This window comes from Geothrix sp., assembly GCF_020622065.1.
GTDB lineage: Bacteria > Acidobacteriota > Holophagae > Holophagales > Holophagaceae > Geothrix.
The window spans coordinates 485,134-507,626 of record NZ_JAHRYQ010000001.1 but is presented as its reverse complement, the minus strand read 5'-3'; the positions used below and the strand labels follow the sequence as shown (position 1 = coordinate 507,626).

21 protein-coding genes are annotated in these 22,493 nt (G+C 69.0%); 17 read left to right on the top strand and 4 right to left on the bottom strand.

Going from position 1 to position 22,493, the window contains the following annotated elements:
- Positions 1–5: 5 nt before the first annotated feature.
- Entirely contained in the window at positions 6–275 is a 270-nt protein-coding gene (locus QZ647_RS02425; RefSeq protein ID WP_291270648.1) for a DUF4342 domain-containing protein, read from the top strand.
- A gap of 10 nt (positions 276–285) precedes the next feature.
- Here the strand turns inward: QZ647_RS02425 and QZ647_RS02420 are convergent, their stop codons facing one another.
- The gene (locus QZ647_RS02420) at positions 286–1,266 is read right to left on the bottom strand and encodes a SpoIIE family protein phosphatase (protein ID WP_291270647.1); all 981 of its coding nucleotides are present in this window, start codon (positions 1,264–1,266) and stop codon (positions 286–288) included.
- Positions 1,263–1,763 (bottom strand): DinB family protein, encoded by a 501-nt coding sequence (locus QZ647_RS02415; RefSeq protein ID WP_291270646.1) that lies wholly within the window; start codon positions 1,761–1,763, stop codon positions 1,263–1,265. Before QZ647_RS02415 ends, QZ647_RS02420 begins: the two co-directional genes overlap by 4 nt.
- Positions 1,764–1,849: 86 nt before the next feature.
- On the opposite strand from QZ647_RS02415, the gene QZ647_RS02410 reads away from it, so the two are divergent.
- From QZ647_RS02410 to QZ647_RS02355, 12 genes are all read left to right on the top strand, one after another.
- Positions 1,850–2,488 carry an ABATE domain-containing protein gene (locus tag QZ647_RS02410; protein ID WP_291270645.1) on the top strand — a complete coding sequence of 213 codons (639 nt, stop codon included), beginning with the start codon at positions 1,850–1,852 and terminating at the stop codon, positions 2,486–2,488.
- A 67-nt stretch (positions 2,489–2,555) separates the two neighbouring features.
- A complete protein-coding gene (locus tag QZ647_RS02405) occupies positions 2,556–4,571 on the top strand; it encodes an NADPH-dependent 2,4-dienoyl-CoA reductase (RefSeq protein ID WP_291270644.1) in 2,016 nt (671 codons plus the stop codon).
- 212 nt (positions 4,572–4,783) lie between these two features.
- Positions 4,784–5,971, top strand: coding sequence for a crosslink repair DNA glycosylase YcaQ family protein (locus QZ647_RS02400; RefSeq protein WP_291270643.1), 1,188 nt, complete (start codon positions 4,784–4,786; stop codon positions 5,969–5,971).
- A 19-nt stretch (positions 5,972–5,990) separates the two neighbouring features.
- Entirely contained in the window at positions 5,991–6,833 is an 843-nt protein-coding gene (locus QZ647_RS02395; RefSeq protein WP_291270642.1) for a MurR/RpiR family transcriptional regulator, read from the top strand.
- Positions 6,834–6,979: 146 nt separating this feature from the next.
- Entirely contained in the window at positions 6,980–9,748 is a 2,769-nt protein-coding gene (locus tag QZ647_RS02390) for a TonB-dependent receptor (RefSeq protein WP_291270641.1), read from the top strand.
- Between the two features lie 79 nt (positions 9,749–9,827).
- On the top strand, positions 9,828–10,694 hold the full coding sequence (locus QZ647_RS02385; protein ID WP_291270640.1) for a cyanophycinase: 867 nt from the start codon (positions 9,828–9,830) through the stop codon (positions 10,692–10,694).
- A 14-nt stretch (positions 10,695–10,708) separates the two neighbouring features.
- The gene (locus QZ647_RS02380; RefSeq protein WP_291270639.1) at positions 10,709–12,196 is read left to right on the top strand and encodes a M14 family zinc carboxypeptidase; all 1,488 of its coding nucleotides are present in this window, start codon (positions 10,709–10,711) and stop codon (positions 12,194–12,196) included.
- A 36-nt stretch (positions 12,197–12,232) separates the two neighbouring features.
- Positions 12,233–13,399, top strand: a complete 1,167-nt coding sequence (iadA, locus tag QZ647_RS02375) for a beta-aspartyl-peptidase (protein WP_291270638.1) — start codon at positions 12,233–12,235, stop codon at positions 13,397–13,399.
- Between the two features lie 86 nt (positions 13,400–13,485).
- Positions 13,486–14,880 carry a Na+/H+ antiporter NhaC family protein gene (locus tag QZ647_RS02370; protein WP_291270637.1) on the top strand — a complete coding sequence of 465 codons (1,395 nt, stop codon included), beginning with the start codon at positions 13,486–13,488 and terminating at the stop codon, positions 14,878–14,880.
- Positions 14,877–16,424, top strand: coding sequence for a M20/M25/M40 family metallo-hydrolase (locus tag QZ647_RS02365; protein ID WP_291270636.1), 1,548 nt, complete (start codon positions 14,877–14,879; stop codon positions 16,422–16,424). Before QZ647_RS02370 ends, QZ647_RS02365 begins: the two co-directional genes overlap by 4 nt.
- A 65-nt stretch (positions 16,425–16,489) precedes the next feature.
- Complete coding sequence (locus QZ647_RS02360; protein WP_291270635.1) at positions 16,490–17,059, top strand: DUF2239 family protein; 570 nt, start codon at positions 16,490–16,492, stop codon at positions 17,057–17,059.
- A 2-nt stretch (positions 17,060–17,061) separates the two neighbouring features.
- Positions 17,062–17,439 (top strand): GIY-YIG nuclease family protein, encoded by a 378-nt coding sequence (locus QZ647_RS02355; protein WP_291270634.1) that lies wholly within the window; start codon positions 17,062–17,064, stop codon positions 17,437–17,439.
- On the opposite strand, the gene QZ647_RS02350 is transcribed toward QZ647_RS02355, so the two are convergent.
- Positions 17,402–18,745, bottom strand: a complete 1,344-nt coding sequence (locus tag QZ647_RS02350; RefSeq protein WP_291270633.1) for a CapA family protein — start codon at positions 18,743–18,745, stop codon at positions 17,402–17,404. The genes QZ647_RS02355 and QZ647_RS02350 overlap by 38 nt on opposite strands.
- A gap of 110 nt (positions 18,746–18,855) precedes the next feature.
- On the opposite strand from QZ647_RS02350, the gene QZ647_RS02345 reads away from it, so the two are divergent.
- Genes QZ647_RS02345 through QZ647_RS02330 form a run of 4 tightly spaced genes read left to right on the top strand, consistent with a single transcriptional unit; the run spans position 18,856 to position 22,105 of the window.
- On the top strand, positions 18,856–19,452 hold the full coding sequence (locus tag QZ647_RS02345; RefSeq protein ID WP_291270632.1) for a methyltransferase domain-containing protein: 597 nt from the start codon (positions 18,856–18,858) through the stop codon (positions 19,450–19,452).
- Positions 19,453–19,509: 57 nt separating this feature from the next.
- On the top strand, positions 19,510–20,472 hold the full coding sequence (locus tag QZ647_RS02340) for an ABC transporter substrate-binding protein (protein WP_286353943.1): 963 nt from the start codon (positions 19,510–19,512) through the stop codon (positions 20,470–20,472).
- Between the two features lie 2 nt (positions 20,473–20,474).
- Positions 20,475–21,293 carry an ABC transporter permease gene (locus tag QZ647_RS02335; protein WP_291270631.1) on the top strand — a complete coding sequence of 273 codons (819 nt, stop codon included), beginning with the start codon at positions 20,475–20,477 and terminating at the stop codon, positions 21,291–21,293.
- A gap of 11 nt (positions 21,294–21,304) precedes the next feature.
- Positions 21,305–22,105, top strand: a complete 801-nt coding sequence (locus QZ647_RS02330; protein ID WP_291270630.1) for an ABC transporter ATP-binding protein — start codon at positions 21,305–21,307, stop codon at positions 22,103–22,105.
- A 31-nt stretch (positions 22,106–22,136) separates the two neighbouring features.
- Here QZ647_RS02330 and QZ647_RS02325 read toward each other — a convergent pair whose 3' ends face one another.
- The gene (locus QZ647_RS02325) at positions 22,137–22,469 is read right to left on the bottom strand and encodes a hypothetical protein (protein ID WP_291270629.1); all 333 of its coding nucleotides are present in this window, start codon (positions 22,467–22,469) and stop codon (positions 22,137–22,139) included.
- Between the last annotated feature and the right edge of the window lie 24 nt (positions 22,470–22,493).

Here is a 22,493-nt window from a genome sequence, read left to right as displayed (position 1 = left end):
CCCCCATGCCCACCGACGCCGCATCCGGCCGCACCCGAACCGAGGAATTCAAGCTCGAGGGCGGCAAGGTCCTCGACAAGATCAAAGAGCTCATCCACCAGGGCAACATCCGGCGGATCATCCTGAAGAACGAAGAGGGCAAGACCCTCATCGAGATCCCGCTGACCCTGGGCCTGGTGGGCGCGGCGCTGCTGCCGATCTTCGCCGCCGTGGGGGCCCTGGCCGCGGTGCTCACGCGCATGGTGATCGTGGTGGAGAAGACCGAGGGCGACTGATCGCGGAGGTTCAGGCGGCGGCGCGTCGCACCGCCACCAGGGTGAGATCGTCGCCGCAGGGCGATCCCGCCAGGTAGTGCTCAAGGTCCGCCCGGCAGGCGGCCAGCAGGTCCGGAAGGGGAAGCCCGGCGCTCCGGCGCAGGGCGGCGGCGGCCCGGCCGATGCCGAACTCGCGGTCGTCCCGGGAGCCCTCCGTCCAGCCGTCCGTGTAGAGCAGCAGGGTCTGGCCCGGGCGCAGCGTCAGCTCCCGTTCGGCGTAGACGGAATCGCAGAACAGGCCCAGCGGAAGGCCGCCGCCCTCGATGGGCCGCACGCCCCGGCCATCGGCGAGGAGCGGCCGGGGATGGCCCGCATTGGCGATCGAGAAGCGGCCCTCCGAAGCCAGCCGCAGGGCCGCCAGGGTCGCATAGCTGACCGAGGAGGTGGCGTCCGCGAAGAGCTCGTTGGCCCGCCTGAACAGGTCCGGAAGCGGTTGCCCGGTGGGCACCAGTGCCCGGAACAGGGCGTGCAGGTGGGCCTGCAGCAGGGAAGCGGCCACCCCCTTCCCCGACACATCGCCCAGCAGCAGGTGAAGGGGATCTCCAGGCGCGGCGGGTGCGATCAAGTCCACATGGTCGCCCGACACCACGCCCCGGGGCTCCCAGTGGTAGGCCACCTCCCAGCCGTTCTGCACCAGGTGGGGCGGCGGCAGCAGGGTGCGCTGCACCTTGCCAGCGGATTGGAGGTCCCGCTCCAGGCCCCGGCGCTCGGCCTCGGACAGGCATTCCAGGCAGACCGTCAGCAGCGGGTCCTGGGCCATGCGGCTGGCACTCATGGGATCGTGGCACACCGCACAGGTGCCCCAGGTGCCGATCTCGATGGCGCCGATGGCCGCATCCGCCCGCCGCATCAGATCCACCCACTGGCCTTCCTTCCGCGAGGAGGTCAGGTCGGCCAGGTGATCCCGGCGCGCGATGAGCCGTTCGAGGGTCCGGGTTTCCAGAGGGGTCACGACGGCCTCCCGCCGGCCGCCTCCGCCAGCTTCCGCAACAGGGCGATCTGGCCCGCGTGGTAGGCGTTGTGCTGCAATGTGCCCATCAGAAGGCCGCGGATCGTGGTGTCGGAGCCCGCTCTGGCCTCGTCGAAGCGGCTTTCCTCCAACTGGAGGACGGCGGTCCTCAAGCGGCCATGGGCCTCCTCCAGGGCTGCGCAGACCGCCTGCCAGGCGGCTTCGGAGTCCATCGCGGCGGGACCCCAATCGGAACCCGGTCCACCCTGCAGACGGGGGGCGCCGACGATCTGCCGCTCCGCATCCGCGAGCCAGTACGCCAGATGGCCCGCGAGCTCCGCCATGGAGTGGCTGGCGGGGCCCGGTCGCCACTGGGCCAACGACGCATCGGCGCCCGCAAGCAGCTCCATTACGGCCGGCCCATGCCAGGCGCCGCCTCGGAAACCGCGCTCAAGCTGGTCCGCCAGACCGGTGGAGGTCAAGGTTTGGGTCTGGGCCATGAATAACCTCCTTGATGCTAAATGGAGGTTAAATATGAAGCTCATTTCTAACCTGTCAAGGTAGATCTTTGGGTTATCATCTAGGGGTGGACGAAACCCCTGCCCTGGCCGCCCAAGGCCCCTTCGAGCTGTCGGGGGGCGATCTCTGCCTGGATTTCGTGAACACCTGGGGTGACCGCGGCCGGCCCGAGACGGACGGGCTGCAGACCTATCCGCAGCTGGTGGCCTTCGCCCGGCAGACCGGCCTGATCGACCCCGTGGGCGAGGCGGCGTTGGCCACCCGGGCCGCCGCCAAGGCCCCGGCCGCCGCGGCGGCGATCGAGGCCGCCCGGAGCCTGCGCGAGGCGCTGTACGGCATCTTCTCCGCCCGGGCCCAGGACCGGGAGATCCCAGGCCCGGACCTGGCCCGGCTCAATGCGGCTCTCCGGGAAGCCCTGCCGAACCTGCGCCTCGGCCTCCAGGGGAGGACGCTGGTCTGGCATTGGCGACCCGATGCCGCGGCTCTGACCTCGCCCCTCTGGCCCATCGCCCGGGCCGCGGCGGACCTGCTCACCCAGGCCACGGCGCCCGTGCGGGAATGCGGCGGGGCCCATTGCACCTGGCTGTTCCTCGACCAGAGCCGCGGCCGGTCCCGGCGCTGGTGTTCCATGGCCAGCTGCGGCAACCGCGCCAAGGCCCGCCGCCACTATCGTCGGACCAAGCATGACCCCCCGGCAGGGGGCTAGGGCCCGCTCCCTGGCTCCGGGTAGGTCCGTCCAGGCCCTACACTGGCCCCACTGACCCGGAGTGCCCGTGCCCTACCCCCGCCTGCTGGCCCCCCTCGACCTCGGGTTCACCATGCTGCGCAACCGCGTGCTCATGGGCTCGATGCATACGAACCTGGAGGAGGCCAAGGACGGCTTCGCCAAGCTGGCGGCCTTCTACGCCGAGCGGGCCCGGGGCGGCGTGGGCCTCATCGTCACGGGCGGCATCGCTCCCAACCTGCGGGGCCGCCTCACGCCCTTCGGTTCCCAGCTCTCCTGGCCCTGGCAGGTGGGCAAGCACCGGAAGGTGACCGAAGCCGTCCACGCCGAGGGCGGGAAGATCGCGCTGCAGATCCTCCACGGCGGGCGCTACAGCTACCATCCCCTGAGCGTGGCGCCTTCCTCCGTGAAGAGCCCCATCACGCCCTTCCGGCCCCGGGCCCTTTCGGAGCGTGGCATCCGCGCGACCCTCCGCGACTACGCCCGCTGCGCGGCCCTGGCCAAGCAGGCCGGCTACGACGGCGTGGAGATCATGGGCAGCGAAGGCTACCTCATCAACGAATTCATCGCCGCCCGCACCAACCGCCGCACGGACGGCTGGGGGGGGTCCTACGAGAACCGCATGCGCTTCCCCGTGGAGGTGGTGAAGGCCGTGCGCGGCGCCGTGGGACGCGACTTCATCGTCATCTTCCGCCTCTCCATGCTGGACCTCGTGCCCGAGGGCAGCACCTGGGAGGAGGTGGTGCGGTTGGCCCAGGCCGTGGAAGCCGCGGGAGCCACGATCATCAACACGGGCATCGGATGGCACGAAGCCCGCGTGCCCACCATCGGCGCCATGGTGCCCCGCGGGGCCTATGCCTGGGTGACAAAGAAGCTCAAGGGCGAGGTGGGCGTCCCGCTCATCGCCACCAACCGCATCAACACGCCGGAGGTGGCCGAGGAGCTCCTGGCCAGCGGCTGCGCCGATATGGTGAGCATGGCGAGGCCCCTGCTGGCGGACGCGGAGTTCGTGAAGAAGGCCGCCGAGGACCGCGCCCCGGACATCAACACCTGCATCGCCTGCAACCAGGCCTGCCTGGATCATGTCTTCCAGCAGAAGCGGGCCACCTGCCTCGTGAACCCCCGGGCCTGCTACGAGACCGAGCTGGTCTTCGCGCCGGCCTACGCCCCCCGCCGCATCGCCGTGGCGGGCGGGGGCGCCGCGGGCATGAGCTTCGCCTGTCACGCCGCCGAGCGTGGCCATGTGGTCACCCTCTTCGAGGCGGGCCCGGAGCTGGGGGGCCAGCTCAACCTCGCCAAGCGCGTGCCGGGCAAGGAGGAGTTCTACGAGATGCTGCGCTACTTCGGGCGGCGCCTGGCCACCGCGGGGGTGACTGTGCGGCTGGGTGAGCGGGCCACCGTGGAGCTGCTCTCGGACTACGAGGAGGTCATCCTCGCCACGGGCGTGCGGGCCCGGACGCCCGACATCCCGGGCCTCGACCACCCCAAGGTGATCAGCTATCCGGACCTGCTCTCCGGGCGGAAGACGGCCGGAAAGACCGTGGCCGTCATCGGAGCCGGGGGCATCGGATTTGATGTGGCCGAGTTCCTGGTGCAGCCTGACGCCACCCCCCAGGTCGAACGGTACCTGAGCGAGTGGGGGGTGGACGGCACCCACGACCTCCGGGGCGGCCTGCTCCCCGCGCCCCAGCCACCGGAGCCCGCGCGTCAGGTCTTCCTGTTGCAGCGCAAGACCGACCGCATGGGCGCCGGGCTCGGCAAGACCACCGGCTGGATCCACCGCGCCGGCCTGAAGGCCATGAAGGTGAAGATGCAGGGGGGCATCCACTACGAGCGCATCGACGACGCGGGCCTCTGGATCCGCGATGGCAAGGATGCCGGATCCAAGTGTCTGGCCGTGGACAGCATCGTCCTCTGCGCAGGCCAGGTCTCCGAGCGCAGCCTCGCGGAGCCCCTGCAGGCCCTGGGCCGTTCGGTGCACCTGATCGGTGGCGCCGACCTGGCCGCCGAACTCGATGCCCAGCGCGCCATCCGGCAGGGGGCCGAGCTGGCGGCGAAGATCTGAACCCAACCATTCACCACAGCGAACCCCGAGCGCGCAGAGAACGCGGTTTATTTGGGCGCCCTTTGGGTTCTTTGGGGCCCGTTCTTCCTTGACCCCAAAGGCCCCAAACACAGGCCGGTCCTTTTGCGGTGTCCCGGGTCCGGGCATCCTGGAACCGGCCTCTTCTCCCAGCGCTCTCTGGTCCTCTGCGGTTGGCTTTTTTCAGGTGGTCCGTGCTCCCTCTCGTCTCCGCTTCCGCCGCCCAGCGCCTCTTCCTGGGGGCCCAGGGCCTGCTGGACGATCCCGGCCGCCGGGCCACCGTGCCCTCGCTCCAGGCCCTCATCGAACGGCTGGGCTTCGTGCAGGTGGACACCATCAACATCCTGGCGCGGGCCCATGATCTGACGCTCTTCAGCCGCCTGGATGGCTACCGGCCCGAGCAGCTGAAAAAGCTGCTGGAGGACAAGCGGAGTCTCTTCGAGGGCTTCACCCACGATGCCTCCGCCATCCCCACGGTCTGGTTCCCGCACTGGAAGCCCCGGTTCGAGCGGGACCGGGCGCGCATCCATGCCCACGCCTGGTGGCAGCACCACTTCCGCGGCACGGACGGCGGGCGCGTGGTGGCCGATGTGAAAGCCCGCATCACGCAGGAAGGCCCCCTGAAGTCCTCGGACTTCGAGCATCCGGAGAAGCGCGGTCCCTGGTGGGGGTGGAAACCCCAGAAGGCCGCCCTGGATTTCCTCTGGCGCACCGGCGAACTGGCGATACCGCGCCGCGAAGGCTTCCAGAAGCTCTACGACCTCACCGAGCGCGTGCTGCCGGATCATCACGACCGGCCCTGCCCCGGCCCGGCCGAACATCTGGAGTGGGCCTGCGCCACCGCCGCCGAACGGCTCTGGCTCTTCACGCCGAAGGAGCTGGCGGATTTCTGGGCGGTGATCGAGGCGCCCGAGGCCCGGGCCTGGTGCCGGGCCGCGGAGGCCGAGGGGCGCATCGTGCCCGTGGCGGTGGAGGGGGTCGATGGCGAAACCCGCCCCGCCTACGCGCTGGCGGACTGGGAAACCCGCCTGGCCCGGCTGCCCGACCCTCCGGACCGCACCCGCCTGCTCTGCCCCTTCGACCCCATCCTGCGCGACCGGACGAGGGCGCTGCGCCGCTTCGGATTCGACTACCGCTTCGAGGCCTTCGTGCCCGAGCCCAAGCGCCAGTACGGCTACTTCGTGCTGCCCATCCTCGAGGGCGGCCGCCTGGTGGGCCGCCTCGATCCCAAGCTGCACCGCGACCGCGGCGTCTTGGAGATCAAGGGGCTCTGGTGGGAGCCCGGGATCAAGGCCACCAAGGCCCGCCGGCGCGGCTTGGACGAGGCCCTGGAGCGGCTGGCGGCCTTCGTGGGGGCCGAGCAGATCGAGCTTCCCGCTTGACCACGCTATTCTTGGCCCCATGTCCGCCTCGAAGACCCCCCTGCTGAACCGCCTGCATGGTGCCCAGGGGTTGTCCCCCAGCCAACGCCAGATCGCCGACTGCCTCATCGCCCACATGAACGAGGCGGCCCTCTGGGGCGTGGAGGAGCTGGCCGCCAAGTCGCAGACCTGCGTGGCCACCGTGGTGCGATTCGCGAAGAAGCTGGAGTACTCCGGCTATCTGGAGATGCGGAAGGCCCTCGTCAGCGTCGCCAAGAAACACTACGGCCGGGGCGAGCAGCTCCTGCAGGCCCCCCGGCAGGCGTCCGCCACGCTCCTGGAGGTGGCCCGGCGCGATGTGCGGAACATCGAAACCCTCGTCCAGGCCGTGAACGAGGATCTCCTCCAGCGCGTGGTGAAGCAGCTGAAGGGCAGCCGCATCCGCGTGGCCATCGGGGATGGCGTCTCGGCCCTCATGGCCCGGCAACTGGCCTACCTCCTGATCAACACCGGCCTGCCGGTGGTGGAGGGCAACCCTGCTGATTTCGCCACCCAGGTGGGGATGCTTGATGGCCGGGACCTGCTCATCGCCATCAGCATCAACCCCTACACGCAGGAGACCCTCGACGCCGCCGCCTATGCCCGCAAGCGGGGCATTCCGGTCCTGGTGTTCACGGACAGCCTCAACTCGCCCCTGGCCAAGTCGGCCACCCTGGCCCTGCCCATCCCCGGCGAGAACCTCCTCTTCTCCCACAGCGTGACGGCCTTCGGCGTCCTGGCCCATGCCATCGCCACTTCCATCGCCAGCCAAGCCCCGCAGAAGGCCCTGAGCAAGCTGCGCGAGGTCGAGCGGGTGGCCCAGCGGAAGTTCGCCAAGACCTGAGGCCCCCTCGGTCGCTTGAATCCGCCCGGCCCCCGTCCGGCGGCGGGTGGCTACAGGTCCACGGGGGTCGATGAAAAAAAACTTGACTCGCTTTTAGCAAAAGCATTACTTTTTCGTCACCAATCCAAAACTTTTCGGGAGGCGTGATGGCTAGAGGCTCTGGCAATTCCAGATTCAGTGCGCTCGTCCTGGCACTGGTGGCGTGTCCCGCGGCCCTGATCGGGCAGAGCACCACCAGCTCGGCCCTCACGGGCACGATCCTGGATCAGAACGGCAAGCCCATCCAGGGGGCCGTGGTCCGCGTGACTTCCGAATCGCTGATCGGCGGCAGCCGGACGGCGGTCAGCTCCGAAAACGGACGCTACCGCATCCCGATCCTCCCTCCGGGGCGCTATGCGATGACGGTGGAGGCCAAGGGCTTCCCCACCCGGAAGGCCGAGGAGGTCGCCGAACTCGGCAAGACCACCGTGGTGGACTTCAAGTTGTCCCCCGAGGCTTCGGCGGTGGTCGAGGTCGTGGGGCGGTCCGGCGCCGAGGAAATGGTTTCCACGACGACCCGGAACTTCAAGGCGGAGGACATCGAGAACCTGCCCATCAAGCGCGACATCGCCGCCATCGCGGCCCTCACGCCCGGCGTCAACCTGACCGTCAGTTCCGGCGCGCGGGTGTCGGCCTCGGGGTTCGGCGGTGATCGCGACAATGCCAACGCCTACCTGATCAACGGCATCAATGTGGGCGATTCCTCCGCCGGCCAGGCCTGGGTGCAGGTCAACCCGGACTGGTTCGAAGAGGTCCAAATCGGCGGCGTCGGCGCCGGCGCGGAGTTCGGCGGATTCTCCGGCGCCTACTTCAACGGCATGATCAAGAAGGGCGGCAACCAGTTCTCCGGGTCCCTGGCGGGCTACTACCAGAAGGACAGCTGGAGCGCGAACCGCAATGTGGCGGATCCCTCCCTGCCCGACATCATCGTCCGGAAGGTGGGCGACACCGCCTCCGACCTCGCCCTGAACATCGGCGGTCCCATCATCAAGGACAAGCTCTGGTACTTCTTCTCCATCGAAGCGATCTCCATCGAGCGCACGCCCGTGGGGAGCCCCGTCTCCGAGAAGCGCTCCACGCCCCGGGCCATGGCCAATGTGACCCTGCAGGCGACGCCCACGGCGACCCTCTCCCTGTTCCTGGACTACGACACCGTGCAGACCGACCACCGCGGCGCCAGCCGCACCCTGGCGGCCGAGGCCACCCGCAAGCAGGACGGCCCGAACTTCACCTTCGGCCTCGAGTGGCTGCAGGCCCTGAACAGCAACATGGTGCTGACCCTCCGGGCCAGCGGCTACAACGGCATCGACGATCACAAGGCCTACAACGGCGAATCGTACTCGCTCTATGTCGATGGAGGCGTGCCTGCGAACGCCGCCATCCCGGGCTACGCGAAATACTTCGGCTTCGACCAGATGAACAATGCCTACCAGTCCTTCGAGAACACCCGCAGCCGCCTGGGCCTGCTGGCGTCCCTCGACTGGTACATTCCCGCCGGAAATGGCTCCCACGCCCTGAAGTTCGGCCTCGACATCGACCGCGCCAAGGACAAGGAGAAGGCCTGGTATCCCGGTGGCATCTCCCTGAACGCCATCGCGGACGGGGACACGGTCTACACGGACTATGTCCAGGTGGGCGGCGGCTACGACTTCGACACCAAGCTGGAGCGGAACACCTTCTATGTGCAGGATGTGTGGACTGTCAACGACCAGCTGATCCTGCGCCCCGGCCTCCGCTTTGAGGAATTCAAGGGCGGGGATCTGTGGAAGACCACCACGCTGGCGCCCCGCTTCGGATTCACCTGGACGCCCAACGCCTCCAAGACCCTGGCCCTCAAGGGCCACATCGGCCGCTACTACGACGGGCTCTCCGGCGCCAACTACGACCGCGCGATCCCCGGCGCCTACCCCCTGGAGAAGCGCTACTGGTGGCCGAACTACGATGACGCCCAGGTGCTCAGCCTGACCAACCTCGGCAACCCGCTCGCCGATGTGCCGCTGCCCACCTTCACGCCGGACAACTACCGCAACGGCGTCTCGGAGCAGAGCACCCTCGATCCGAACATCAAGCACCCCTACTTCGACGAGATCCAGTTCGCCGTGGAGCAGCGCCTCGGCAAGAACTGGACGGCGGCGGCCAGCTATGTGCGCCGGAACGGAAAGGATCTGCTGGCCCGCTACGACCGGCTGCCCCTGTCCGCCTCGACCACCTCGGTGACCAACCCCCTGACCAGCCAGACCCTGACCTTCCAGCGGCCCGGCGTCAACGCGGACGGCACCCACGACTACTACATCACCAACGATCCGGACGCCAAGCGCACCTACTCGGCCACCACCTTCTCCCTGGACGGCCGCTTCACACCGAACTGGGACATGTCCTTCAGCGTCACCAAGGCCAGCAACAAGGGCAACCTCCTGAAGTCGAACGGGTATTCCTCGGGCCGGGAGTGGGTCGGCACGATGTACAACAACGACGGCTACCTGCCCGGGTTCAACGACGACGAGCTCAAGCTGCGGACCTCGTACAAGGCCCCCTGGGGAACGCGGTTCAACGCCAGCTTCGTCTACCTCAGCGGCCTCCACTACACCCGGTACATGCAGACCTCACGCCTGGGCAACCGCGAGCGCTACTACATCAACATCGAGCCACTCGGTGCCAGCACCTACGACGCCCGGCGCCTGCTCGACCTCCGCGTGTCCCACAAGTTCAGCCTCGGCGGCAAGCGCGCGCTCGAGTTGTTCGGCGATGTGTTCAATGTGCTGAACGACGCGGCCGTGACCTCCCGCGGCGAACGCTACGGCAGCGCCTACTACGGCATGGTCCTCGACCAGGAGCCGCCCCGGACCTTCCGTCTGGGCGCCAAGCTCCTATTCTGATCCTTCGGACGGCCAGCACGGGATTTGAGCGGCGGGGCGCGTGGACAACCGCCCCGCCGCTGTGTGATGGGATGGAACCATGAACCGACTTCTTCTCGCCCTCGCCCTCGCCTTCGACCTGTCCGGCTCGATCCTGGCGGCCGGGGGCCCGGCCACGGCTCCCCCGGCCCCAGCTCCCAAGGGCACCCTCGTCATCGTCGGCGGCGGCGGCATGCCCCAGGTGATCCTCGAGGCCTTCCTGAAGGCCTCCGGGGGAAAGGGCGGGGTGGTGGGCATCGTGCCCACCTCCACCAGCGATCCCGATGGCGCCCTCCGGGAGTGGAAGGCCGACCTGGAGCAGGCGGGGCTCACCATGGTCCCCCTCGACATCCGCACGCGGGAGGATGCCTCGGATCCGGCCCTCCTGGACCGCGCCCGGCGCTGCACCGGCTTCTGGTTCTCGGGGGGTGACCAGAACCTCGTGGGCGACAAGATCGTGGGCACTCCCTTCCAGCAGCTCGTGCTCGCCCGCTATGCGGCCGGGGCCGGCGTGGGCGGCACCAGCGCCGGCGCCGCCATCATGTCGAAGGTGATGCTCACGGGCGAGGACCGGAACGGCAAGGAGGCCCTCACGGAATTCGGCCCCGGGGCTTACCGCACCCGGGAAGGCATGGGATTCCTGCCGGAACGGGTGGTCGTGGATCAGCACTTCCTGCGCCGGGGCCGGGAGAACCGCCTCTTCAGCCTCATCATGGAGCGCCGCGACCACCTCGGCCTCGGCATCGACGAGGCCACGGCCCTGGTGGTGAAGGCCGGAAAGGCCGTGGTCCTGGGCGAGCGGGCCGTGATGGTCTTCGACCCTTCGGACATGACCGCCGACGGATCCTCCTTCTGGGACCTCCGCATCCACCTCCTCCGCCCGGGACAGGCCATCGACCTGGCCACGCGCAAGGTCTACCAGCGATGACCGGCGCGGGCTTCTTGCGTTCCGTTCCGGTCCTCCTGCTGCTGGCGCTGCCGGGGCTGGCCGGGTCCCGTCCAACGCCCCTTCAGGCGCCCTTCCCGAAAGACCATCGGACCCTGCGCCAGACGGTGACCTATGGAGAGATGCTGGCGTTTCTCGAACGCGTGGCCAAGCCGGACTTCATCACCGTCAGCGAGGAGGGCCTGAGCACCCAGGGCCGCAAGCTCCTGTTGGTCCGGCTCAACCGGGGCGGCGCCAAGGCCCGCTTCCGGGTGCTCTTCTACGCCCAGCAGCATGGGGACGAGGTGGCCGGCAAGGACGCCCTGCTCACCCTGGTGCGCGACCTGGCCGAGCGCCCCCACCTCCTCCCGGAGGATGTGGACCTCTACCTGATGCCCATGCTCAATCCCGACGGGGCCGAGGCCCACCAGCGGGTCAACGGGGCGGGGGCGGATCTGAACCGCGACCATCTCCTCCTGGCCCAGCCCGAGACCCGCGCCCTCCACCGGGTGGCCCGCCGCGTCCAGCCGCACCTCGCGGTGGACGGCCACGAGTTCGGACGGGACGGTGAAAGCTACGCCGCCAAGGGCTGGGAGGCCTGGCCCGTCATCACCATGGATGCGGCGAATCATCCCCTGATCCCGTCGTATCTCAAGACCACCGGGCTGGCGGCCGTGACCTCCGCTGCGCCCCTCCAGGCGAAGGCCGGACACCCCTACGCCCGCTACAGCGTGGGCGGGCCGCCTCCCGATGAGGAGATCCGGCCCTCCACGCCGGAAGTGGACGACGGCCGCAACGGCATGGGCACGCTGGGGGCCCTCTCCTTCATCATCGAAGCCGGCGTCCGCCACCGCGCCGCCGATCCCCAGGCCGACCTGGGCGAGCGGGTGGATGGCTACCGCATCCTCTACCGCCACCTGCTCGGCGACCGGGCCTGGCGCGACCGGGTTCGGGCGCTTTCAGAGCGGGCCCGCCGGGAGCCCCTGCCCCCCTTCATCGCCACCAATGTCTTCTGGGCCAACCTCGGCGGCCAGACCCGGTCCGTGCCGGTCCGGGAGGTGGCCACCGGCCGCACGGTCGAGGTGCCCACCGCCAACGCCATGACCGATCTCGTGGTGAAGGGCAGCGTGCCCACCCCCAGGGCCTACGCCATCGATCCCACGGCCGCCGCGCACTTCATCCCGGTGCTGGAGGCCCAGGGCCTGCGCTGGGAGACCCTGGCCGCGCCCCGCCGGGCGCCGGGGGAGCGGGTCCGCCTGCTCCGCCTCGAAGCGCCCTACGACGACCTGTACCAGCGCTACAAGGACCGCCAGATCGTCCAGCGCCAGCGTCCATCGGAGCTCGATCTCCCCGTGGGAACCCTCATCGTCCCCCTCGACCAGGACCTGGCCCGGCGGGCCATCCAAGTGCTCGAGCCCTGCCTGCTCTATGGCCTCTACGGCTACCCCGGCTTCCGCGACCTGGCGGTCCCCGGCGCCGACCTGCCCGTCTCACGCCTCTTCTGAACCCGCTGCCGGCCGCGCGGCCCGGTTGGAGTCCCCATGCTGCTCCTGATCAAGAATGCCGATGTCTACGCCCCGGAGCCCGGAGGGCGCTGCGACCTGCTCATCGGAGGCGGGAAGATCCTGCTCATGGAGCCGGACATCCGCATCCCCAAAAAGCACTGCGAGGTGGTGGACGCCCGGAACTTCAAGGCGGTGCCGGGCTTCATCGACGGCCATGTGCACATCATGGGCGGCGGCGGCGAAGGGGGGTTCGCCACCCGGACGCCGGACCTGCCCCTCACCGACGCCATCTTCGGCGGCGTCACCACCGTGGTGGGCTGTCTGGGCACGGACGGCTACACGCGGAACATGGCGGGCCTGCTGGCCAAAGCCAAGGGGCTGGAAGAGGAGGGCCTCAGCACCTTCGTCTATTCGGGATCCTACGGCCTGCCCCTGCGCACCCTCATGCCCTCCCTCGAGGAGGATCTCCTCTTCATCGACAAGGTCATCGGCGCCGGCGAGGTGGCCCTCTCCGACCACCGCTCCAGCCAGCCCACCTTCGAGGCCTTCGCGCAGGTGGTGGCCATGGCGCGGCGGGGCGGCATGCTGTCCGGCAAGGCGGGCATCGTCAATGTCCACCTGGGCGATGGAGCCCGGGGTCTCGACTTCCTGCGGCGCGTCGTCGCCGAGACCGAGCTGGCTGCCACCCAGATGTGGCCCACCCACATCAACCGCAACCCCCGCCTCTTCGAGGAGGGCATCGCCTACGCCAAGGGCGGCGGGTTCGTGGACTTCACCACCTCCACCCTGCCCTCGTACCTCGAGGATGGCGAGATCCCCTGCGCCAAGGCCCTGCGCCGCATGCTGGAGGCCGGCGTGGATCCCGGCCAGATCACCTTCACCTCTGACGGCCAGGGCAGCCTGCCGGACTGGGACCCCAGCGGTCGCCTGCAGGAGATCTCCGTGGGCCGGGTCACCTCCCTGTTCCCCGCCGTGCGGCAGGCCGTGCTGGAGGAGGGCATCGCCCTCGAGACCGCCCTCCGCATGGTCACCGCCAATCCGGCCCGCATCCTCAAGCTCCGGACCAAGGGGAGGCTCGCGGTCGGCATGGATGCCGACCTGGTCCTCCTCGACCCCAGGGACCTGGAGATCCGCACGGTGGTGGCCAAGGGCCGGCTCCTCATGAAGGGCGGGCGCCTCCTGGCCAAGGGGATGTTCCAGTGAACGCCCGGGAACGCGGCGCCCGGCCGAAGCCCCCCGCTCAACCCCCGACCCCGGCGTCATCCCCGGCGCCGTCCACGGGCCTGAAGATGCCCCACACCCTCGTGATCGTGGGGGCCCTCATCGTGCTGGTGCTGATCCTCTCCTGGATCGTGCCCTCGGGTGAATTCCAGCGCATCGAGAAGGTGCTGCCGGACGGCGGCCGCCTGAAGGTGCCCGTGGATGGCACCTTCCAGCGGCTCCCCAAGACCTACCTGGGCCTGCAGACCCTCTTCCTCGCCCCCATCAAGGGCTTCCTGGACGGCGCGGGCCTGATCTCCTTCCTGCTCATCATCGGGGGCAGCTTCGCCATCTTCCAGGAGACCGGCGCCGTGGAGCAGGGCATCAAGCGGCTCATGGTCCATGTGCGGCGCCACCCGGTGCTCGAGATGTTCTTCATCCCGGTGCTGATGACCGTGTTCTCGCTGGCCGGGGCCGTGTTCGGCATGGCCGAGGAGCTGATCCCCTTCATCGTCATCTTCATCGCCCTCTCCCGCGCGCTGGGCTACGACTCCATCGTCGGCACCGCCATCCCCTTCCTGGGGGCCGCGGCGGGCTTCGCCTGTGCCTTCTTCAACCCCTTCACCGTGGGGGTGGCCCAGGGCATTGCCGGGGTTCCCATCTACTCGGGCCTGGCCTACCGGGTGGGAGCCTGGGTGGTGGCGACCGGCGTGGTCATCGCCTATGTGATGGTCTACGCCGCGAAGATCAAGCGGAACCCGGAGCTGAGCCCGGTGCGCGACATCGACCTGGCCCGCGTCTCCACGGCCCCCGCAGGGAGTAGTGGGGAGGCCTGGAACACCACCCACATCCTCGCGCTCCTCACCTTCCTCGGCGCCCTGATCCTGCTGGTCTGGGGCGTCTTGAAATACCAGTGGTACCTGGAGGCCATCGCGGCCCTGTTCCTGGGCATGGGCATCCTCATCGGGCTCATCAGCCGCATGGGGCCCAGCGCCATCGCGAAGCACTTCGTGGCCGGAGCCAAGGACATGGTGGGCGTGGTGTTCATCGTGGCCTGCGCCCGGGCCCTGCTCGTCATCGCCAACGATGCGCGGATCATGGACACCCTGCTGCTCTACGGCTCCACCGCCATCCGCGTGCTGCCCGCCGCCCTGACCGCCCAGGTGATGTTCCTGGTGCAGTGCGTCATCAATTTCTTCATCCATTCCGGTACTTCGCAGGCCGCCCTCACCATGCCCGTGCTGGCCCCCCTGTCGGATCTCGTGGGCATCACGCGCCAGACCTGCGTGTACAGCTTCGCCCTGTCCGAGCTCATCAACCCGATTCTGCCCACCAGCGCCGTGACCATGGGCGTGCTGGGCGCCGCGAAGATCCCCTGGGAGCGGTGGGCCCGCTGGTTCCTGCCCCTCATGCTCATCCTGGTGGTGCTCGCCTTCCTGCTGCTGGTGCCGCCCACCCTGCTGTTCCACTGGGGCCCCGTGTGAGGCGTTCCCTCGCCCTTCTCGCCCTGCTGGGGAGCGCCCTCCTCGCCCAGGGCCCGGAGGGGGACTTCGTCCGCGTCCGCCGCCCCGAGCCCCTGCCCCCCGCCCTTCAGGTCGCGGTGGATGGTCTGGACGCGGCCCGCCTCACCCGCCACATGGCCTTCCTCACGGATCCCCGGCGGGAGGGCCGCGGCCTCGGCACCCGGGGCCTGGAGGCCACCGCCCGCTACCTTGCGGGCCAGCTGAAGGCAGCGGGCATCCCCCCCGCGGGGGCCTCCTACCTCCAGGCCGTGCCCCTCCGCGAGGTGCGGCCGGAACCCGGCGCTGTGCAGATGGTCCTCGGTTCCCGGACCTTGATCTTCCGCACTGGCAAGACGGCCGTACTGCCGCCCACGGAGCCCGGTACGCTCACAGGCCCCCTGGTCTTCGCCGGCTACGGCATCCAGGAACCCGCCCTGGGCCATGACGACTTCCAGGGCCTCGAGGTGCGGGGCAAGGTGGTGGTCTTCCGGGCCGGCTGCCCGCCCGGCGCGGCCTGGCAGAAGCCGGAGCTTACGGCGAAGTACGCCTCCGAGCGGCCGGCGGATCGCTACGACAGTCGGCTGGCCCTGCTGGAGAAGCTCGGCGCCCGGGCCGCCATCGCCTTGGAAGAAGATCTGGAGCGCCGCCTGGCCGAAGGCCAAGAACCTGCTCGACCCTACTTCCTCACGGAGCCATGTGCCCCGGCCCCCGGCGAGCCGCCCCTGGCCCGCGTGGCGCTGACGGCGGAGCTCCGCGCCCTCCTCGCTCCCGGGCTCGAAGGTACAGCCACCCTCCTTACGCGCGGCCGGGTCCGGACCTTCCGGTCTTTCAATGTGCTCGGGAAGCTCGCCGGATCGGATCCAGCCCTGCGCCCGGAGGCCATCGTCGCGGGGGCCCACATGGACCACCTCGGCCTGCAGGACGGCCGGCTGCACCCCGGCGCGGACGACAATGCCTCGGGTGTGGCGGCCCTGCTGGAGCTGGCCCGGTCCATCGCCGCGCAGCCGGTGAGACCCCGGCGCACCCTCCTGTTCGCCTTCTGGACCGGCGAGGAGGAAGGCAAGTTCGGGTCGGGCCACTACACCCGCCACCCCGTGTGGCCGCTGGCCAGGACGAAGGCCTACCTGAACCTGGACATGATCGCCCACCCCTGGGCGCCGGCAGAGCTCGACGCCTTGGCGGCCGGATCGGGACTGAAGGATCCCAAGGCCTTCTTCGAGGGGCTGGATCCCGCCCACTTCGCGGAGCCCGGCCCCTCCTCGGCGCACGGCGACCTGGGCCCGGTGCTCGCCCAAGCCGGCCGCGGCACGGGTATGTCCCTGCACCTGGACTGGACGGACGGCCGCAGCGGCGGCAGCGACTACCGCGACTTCGCCCGGCTCGGCATGCCTTTCGTCCGCTTCTTCGGCAGCTATTTCCCCGGCTACCACCAGCCCGGCGACACCCTGGACCGACTGGACCCCGGACAGGTGAAGCGCATGGCGCGACTGGTGCTCGCCACCGCCTGGCTGCTGGCGGATCGATAATTTTATCCCGGTATTATTGACGGATATTTTAACCTGGATAAAAATAAGGGTTCCGGAAGGACCCCATGGACGATCGGCTCCAGACCCCCTGCACCGCCTTCGAAGGCCCCCGTCGCCTGGCCTCCGGCCCCCTGGGGGAGGTGGCCCTGGCAGTGAAGGCCCGCCTGGAGGCTCACCCAGCTGCCCCGGTGCTGCTCTTCGACGATGAGACCGGGAAGATCGTGGACCTGGACCTCCGCGGCACGGCTCCAGAGGTGCTGGCCCGGCTGGCGCCGATCCCCGAGGGGCCCCGTGGCCGGGGTCGGCCCAAGCTGGGCGTGGAGGGCCGGGAGGTCACCCTCCTCCCCCGCCACTGGGAATGGTTGAACGGCCAGCCCGGCGGGGCCTCGGTCACCCTGCGCCGCCTGGTGGAGGCCGCCCGCCGGACCGCCGGGACGGGCCGCCGTCCGGCCCAAGACCGCGCCTACCGCTTCATGTCCGCCCTGGCGGGGGACGAGCCCGGTTATGAAGAGGCCCTGCGCGCGCTCTACGCCATGGACGCGGCGGCCTTCGCGATCCACACGGCCCCTTGGCCGGCGGATGTGCGGGACCACGCCCGGATTCTGGCCCATTCGGCCTTCGCGGGAGAACCCTGACCATGAGCGAAGCCTTCGACCGGAAAGCGGCGCTCCGCGCCTACAAGGCCCGCAGGCCCCGGCCGGGCATCTACGCGGTGCGCCACCGGGAGACGGGCCGGGCCTGGGCCGATGCAAGCCCGAACCTCGACACCACCCAGAACGGCCTGTGGCTCCGGCTCGAGCAGGGGCGCCACCTGGACCGGGATCTGCAGGCTGCGTGGAACCGATGGGGCCAGGCCGCCTTCGACTATGTGATCCTCGAGGCCCTCGAGGAGGAGATGAGCCCTCTGGTGCTCAAGGAGACCCTCAAGGCCAAGCGGGCCGAATGGATCGCCCTTCTGGCCGCCGGCGAAGATCCTTTCACGGGAGATCGACCTCCGCGTACCAGCCCTTGCTGACGATTTTCGTCCCGTAGGGTTCGGACAGCCTCTGCATCAGGGCGATGATCTCGCCGCCCCGCTTGGTGCCCGCCAGCTTCGGCACGCCGTAGAGGGGGCCCTCGTCGTCGATGGTGATGGGCAGGAGCTGGATCCGCTTCAGCTTCCCCTGGTTCAGGGTCATGCGGACCATCACCGTCTCCATGACCTCGCGGGAGTCGCGCCGGTCCCACACGGAGGTATTCGCCGGCCGGGGCATCTCGATGTCGCGCTGGTGGATGAGGTCCACGGGGATGCGGTCCGGGGTGCGGTACTGGTAGATGAAGTCGCCGAGGCTGTAGAAGATCGGCCTCCCCTTGTGGATCTCGATGCCCCGGAGCACATGGGGGCCCGTGCCGATCACGAGGTCCGCCCCGGCCTCGATGGCGCGGCGGAACATGATCTCGTCGTTGGGCGGCGTCCGGTCCTGGATGCCGTGGGCGCGGTGGTGGGTCACATCGTGGTTGTGGAGGGACACCAGCAGGAGGTCCGACCGGCGCTTGGCCAGGAGCACATCGTCCTCCATGGCCTTCACATCCGATTCCAGCGGGCCTTCCGCCTTCTCCACCTTGCCGTCCTTCGCCACCAGGATCACGGCCGGATCAATGGTCGCCAGGGAGGGACCATGGGGGTCCTTGGTCCGGTACTTGGCGGTCCAGTACCGCATGTAGGAAAGCAGGGCAACGGAAGTCTTGTGCCCGGCCACTTCCGTCCGGCCCGGCGCGCGGGCCTCCGCCAGGGTCGTGCCCGCGCCGGCGTGCGTGATGTTGGCGTGATCCAGGGCCTGCAGACACTCTCTCAACCCTTCCGGGCCAAAATCCAGCGCGTGGTTGTTGGCCATGCTCACGAGGTTGATGCCCGTGCGCGCCAGCTCCCAGCGGAAGTCCCGCCCCGCCCGGAAGTTGTAGAAGGGGCGCTGGAGGTCCGGCCGGTCGTTGAGCGAGAACTCCATGTTCCCGTAGGCGAGGTCGGCCTCCTGCATGAGGCGGAAGAGGCCCGCGCGATCGGGATCACCGAGGTGGCTGATGGGCTGGTTGAAGATCATGTCGCCCACCGCCGTGATGACCAGGTCCCCCGGCTCCTCCTTCAGGAGCTCTCCGATCCGCCCCGGCCAGTCGATCCGCTCGACGGGTTCCCTCGGCTGGATGCGGCGCTGGTACACGGAGCGGGGATCGTCCTTGACCGCCGCCGGGGGCGGCGCCGTCTGCGCCAGGCCCGCACTGGCGGCAAACGCCAGCAGCGCGGCGGCCAAGGGCCGGTTCCGATGGGAGATGCCCGTCCTGGCCATGGTGCCCTCCTGAGGTTTGGATGATGTGCACAATTTTGTTTCATTTACTGATTATTTGCAAAGTATTTAAAGCATATTTGAGCCCTGGCGAAGCGGCTTATCCTGGTGCGATGACCACCCACCCGGACGACTGGAACCGCCTCTACGAGGACGAGGGCCGTCCCGGCTGGGACATGAACGGGGCCACACCCCTGGTGGCAGAGCTGCTGGACCTGGCTCTCCCCCGGGGCCTGAGGGTGGGTGGAGAGATCGTGGTGCCCGGATGCGGCTACGGCCACGATGCGGCCGAGCTGGAGGCCCGCGGCTTCGCCGTCACGGGACTCGACTTCGCCCCCCTGGCCATCCAGGGCGCCAGGCAGCGCTACGGCGACCGCGTGGCCTGGTCCCTGGCGGACTGGTTCACGACCCATCTCGGCCCCTGGCACGCGATCTTCGACCACACCTGCTTCGTGGCCATGGATCCCGCGCGGCGGCCCGCCTATGTGGACGCCTGCGCGGCGCATCTCAAACCCAACGGCCTGTGGTTGGCTGTGCTCTTTCACGATGTGAAGGGCCGGCCGGGGCCGCCCCACGCCATCACCATGGAGGACATGCGGCGCCTCGCCGAAGTCCGCTTCGAGGTGCTGCACCTGGCGGAGGCCGCCTCCAGCCACCCGCGCCGGGCGGGCCGGGAGTTCTTGCTGGTGGCAAGACGCCGCCCGGAATGAGCCCTGCCCCCGGTGGGGGCCATGACCTAGAATGGGACCATACCCCCCGGAGTGACCATGCGTGCGAAAGCCCTCCTTTCCCTGCTATGCCTCTCTTCCGTGGCGCTGACGGCCCAGGATGTCGTCCGCCTCGGCAACCTGAAGTTCGCCCACTACGGCGCCGTGTCCTACATGAAGGAACTGGCCCCGAAGTACCGCCTGAAGGTCGAGGAGCGGATGTTCGCCAAGGGCATCGACATCAACCCCGCCATTGTGGCGGGTGAGATCGACGCCAGCGCCGCGGCCCTCGACGCGGCCATCGCAGGCCGGGCCGCCGGCGTGCCCATCGTCGTGGTCGCGGGTTTCGCCAGGGGTGGCGCCCGCATCGTGGTCGGGGCGAACTCCGGCATCCGCTCGCTGAAGGACCTCAAGGGCAAGAAGGTGGGCGTGGCCCGGGGCGGAGCCCAGGAGCTGCTGCTGCTGGCGGAGCTGGCCAAGGCCGGTCTCACCTGGTCGGACAAGCCGGGCAAGGATGTGCTGGTGCTCTACCTCCCCTTCGCGGACCTGAACCAGGCCCTCATGGCCAAGAACATCGACGCCATGTGCCAGAGCGAGCCCTACAGCTCCCAGGCCATCAACCGGAAGTTCGGCGTGGAGCTGCTGAAGCCCTACGACACGCCCCTGGGCGAGCCCATCCGGGCCCTGGTCATCACCGAGAAGCTCTATAAAGAGCGTCGCGATGTGGCCCAGCGCTTCCTGCTCTGCTTCGTGGAAGCCACCAAGAAATTCATCGATGAACCCAAGGCCGCGGAGAAGTTCGTCCGCGAAGTGATGTTCAAGAACCAGATCTCGTCCGAGGACTACCAGGACGCCATCGGCAACTCCCCCTTCAGCTACGACATCACCGTCTCGCATGTGCAGGTCACCACGGACCTCATGGCCAAGTACGGCGTGGGCAAGATGGCGAATCCACCCAAGGCCGGCGACTGGGTGAAGCTCGACCTCCTGGCCGAGGCGAAGAAGCAGCTGAAGGTGAAGTAGGCATGAAAAAGTACAAGAGCGCCGCTTCCGGCATCCTCGTCCCGCTGGCGGCCCTGGCCTTCTGGCAGCTGCTGTCCACCATGGGGTGGGTGAACGCCACCATCCTGCCCTCCCCCGGGCAGGTGCTCATCAAGTGGTGGGCCTACCTGCGCCCTCTGGAAGTCTTCGATCCGGCCCAGGGTTCGTACCTGAAGTGGTGCTTCTCTGGCGAGCTGATCCAGGATGCCCTCGGAAGCCTCTACCGCGTGCTGCTGGGCTTCCTCATCGGCGGCGGCCTGGCCCTGCCCCTAGGCCTGGCCATGGGGTACAGCAAGGTGGCCTACGGGCTCTTCAACCCGCTCATCCAGGTGCTGCGCCCCATCCCCCCCATCGCCTACATCCCGCTCTCCATCCTCTGGTTCGGCCTGGGCAACCCGCCGGCCGTCTTCCTCATCGCCATCGGCGCCTTCTTCCCCGTGCTGATGAACACCGTGGCCGGCGTGCAGAATGTCGACAGCATCTACCTCCGCGTGGGCCGCAACCTGGGCGCCTCGCGGCTGACGCAGTTCACCCGCATCATCCTGCCGGCGGCCACGCCCTACATCTTCACCGGCGCCCGCATCGGCATGGGCACGGCGTTCATTGTGGTGATCGTCTCCGAGATGATCGCCGTGAACAACGGCCTGGGGTACCGCATCCTGGAGGCCCGCGAGTACCTCTGGTCCGACAAGATCATCGCCGGCATGTTCACCATCGGCCTCCTGGGCCTGGGCATCGATACCCTCATGAGCCGCCTCAGCTCGCGCCTGCTGCGGTGGCATCGCGGTCTGGAGCAGGGATGACGGAAGCGGCCATGAGTTCCAGAACCCACATCTCCATCCGCGGCGTGCACAAGGTCTTCCAGAGCGGGGGCCAGGATGTGTACGCGCTGAAGGCCATCGATCTGGACATCGCCCAGGGCGAGCTCGTCTGCCTGCTGGGCCCCTCCGGCTGCGGCAAATCCACCCTGCTGAACGCCGTCGCGGGCTTCAGCCTGCCCACCTCCGGCGAGATCGCGGTGGAAGGCGCCGCCATCACCGCCCCCGGCCCGGATCGCGGCATGGTCTTCCAGGAATACGCCCTCTTCCCCTGGATGACCGTGGAGCAGAACATCGCCTTCGGCCTCGAGATCAAGGGCCAGGCGAAAACCGCCATCCAGACCAAGGTGGACGGCCTGCTGGAGCTCCTGCATCTCCAGGATTTCCGCAAGCGCTACCCCAAGGACCTCAGCGGCGGCATGCGCCAGCGCGTGGCCATCGCCCGGGTGCTGGCCCTGGATTCGCCCATCATGCTCATGGACGAGCCCTTCGGCGCCCTGGACGCCCTCACCCGGCGCAACCTCCAGGACGAGCTGCTGCGCCTGTGGACCGAGCTGAGGAAGACCATCCTCTTCGTCACCCACAGCATCGAGGAGGCCCTCTACCTGGCGGACCGCACGGTGGTCATGACCTACCGCCCCGGCACCCTCAAGCGCGACCTGCGGGTGGACCTGCCCCGCCCGCGCGATGTCGCCAGCCCCGGCTTCAACGCCCTGAAGAAGGAGCTGAGCCACCTCCTCATGGAAGAACAGAGCCGCCACAACCAGGATGAGTTCCGCGGCGCGGCGGTGGATTAGGGCTGGTCGTCAGCCCTACGAGTTCAGGGTTTCAGGGGTTCAGGATTTTGATGGGTGGCTTCGGGCTCTCGGGGGCGTCAGGTTCGGGCCCGCCCTCGCCGCGGCCCCGGGTGGCCAGCGCCACGGCCAGGGTCCAGAGCGGAGCCAGGTTCAGGTAGGGGACCGCCTCCGTGACGAACGAGGGCAGGAAGGCCCAGTGGAAGCCCACCATCACCCACATCACGACCATGGTGATCAGGTCCAGCCCTGCCCCCAGGAACCAGCCCAGGGGCCCCGAGGCATCGATGGGCACCTGGATGGCGTCCACCGCCAAGGCGATGACCCAGGCCGCGCGGATGCGGGTTTTGCTGAGGGGCCGGAGCATGGGGGAAGTCTACGCCCCGGCAAC

Coding starts and splice junctions, on each gene's coding strand:
- QZ647_RS02425 (WP_291270648.1), top strand. CDS start 6: ATGCCCACCGACGCCGCATCCGGCCGCACCCGAACCGAGGAATTCAAG.
- QZ647_RS02415 (WP_291270646.1), bottom strand. CDS start 1,763: ATGGCCCAGACCCAAACCTTGACCTCCACCGGTCTGGCGGACCAGCTT.
- QZ647_RS02395 (WP_291270642.1), top strand. CDS start 5,991: ATGTCCGCCTCGAAGACCCCCCTGCTGAACCGCCTGCATGGTGCCCAG.
- QZ647_RS02390 (WP_291270641.1), top strand. CDS start 6,980: ATGGCTAGAGGCTCTGGCAATTCCAGATTCAGTGCGCTCGTCCTGGCA.
- QZ647_RS02385 (WP_291270640.1), top strand. CDS start 9,828: ATGAACCGACTTCTTCTCGCCCTCGCCCTCGCCTTCGACCTGTCCGGC.
- iadA (WP_291270638.1), top strand. CDS start 12,233: ATGCTGCTCCTGATCAAGAATGCCGATGTCTACGCCCCGGAGCCCGGA.
- QZ647_RS02370 (WP_291270637.1), top strand. CDS start 13,486: ATGCCCCACACCCTCGTGATCGTGGGGGCCCTCATCGTGCTGGTGCTG.
- QZ647_RS02360 (WP_291270635.1), top strand. CDS start 16,490: ATGGACGATCGGCTCCAGACCCCCTGCACCGCCTTCGAAGGCCCCCGT.
- QZ647_RS02355 (WP_291270634.1), top strand. CDS start 17,062: ATGAGCGAAGCCTTCGACCGGAAAGCGGCGCTCCGCGCCTACAAGGCC.
- QZ647_RS02350 (WP_291270633.1), bottom strand. CDS start 18,745: ATGGCCAGGACGGGCATCTCCCATCGGAACCGGCCCTTGGCCGCCGCG.
- QZ647_RS02345 (WP_291270632.1), top strand. CDS start 18,856: ATGACCACCCACCCGGACGACTGGAACCGCCTCTACGAGGACGAGGGC.
- QZ647_RS02340 (WP_286353943.1), top strand. CDS start 19,510: ATGCGTGCGAAAGCCCTCCTTTCCCTGCTATGCCTCTCTTCCGTGGCG.
- QZ647_RS02335 (WP_291270631.1), top strand. CDS start 20,475: ATGAAAAAGTACAAGAGCGCCGCTTCCGGCATCCTCGTCCCGCTGGCG.
- QZ647_RS02330 (WP_291270630.1), top strand. CDS start 21,305: ATGAGTTCCAGAACCCACATCTCCATCCGCGGCGTGCACAAGGTCTTC.
- QZ647_RS02325 (WP_291270629.1), bottom strand. CDS start 22,469: ATGCTCCGGCCCCTCAGCAAAACCCGCATCCGCGCGGCCTGGGTCATC.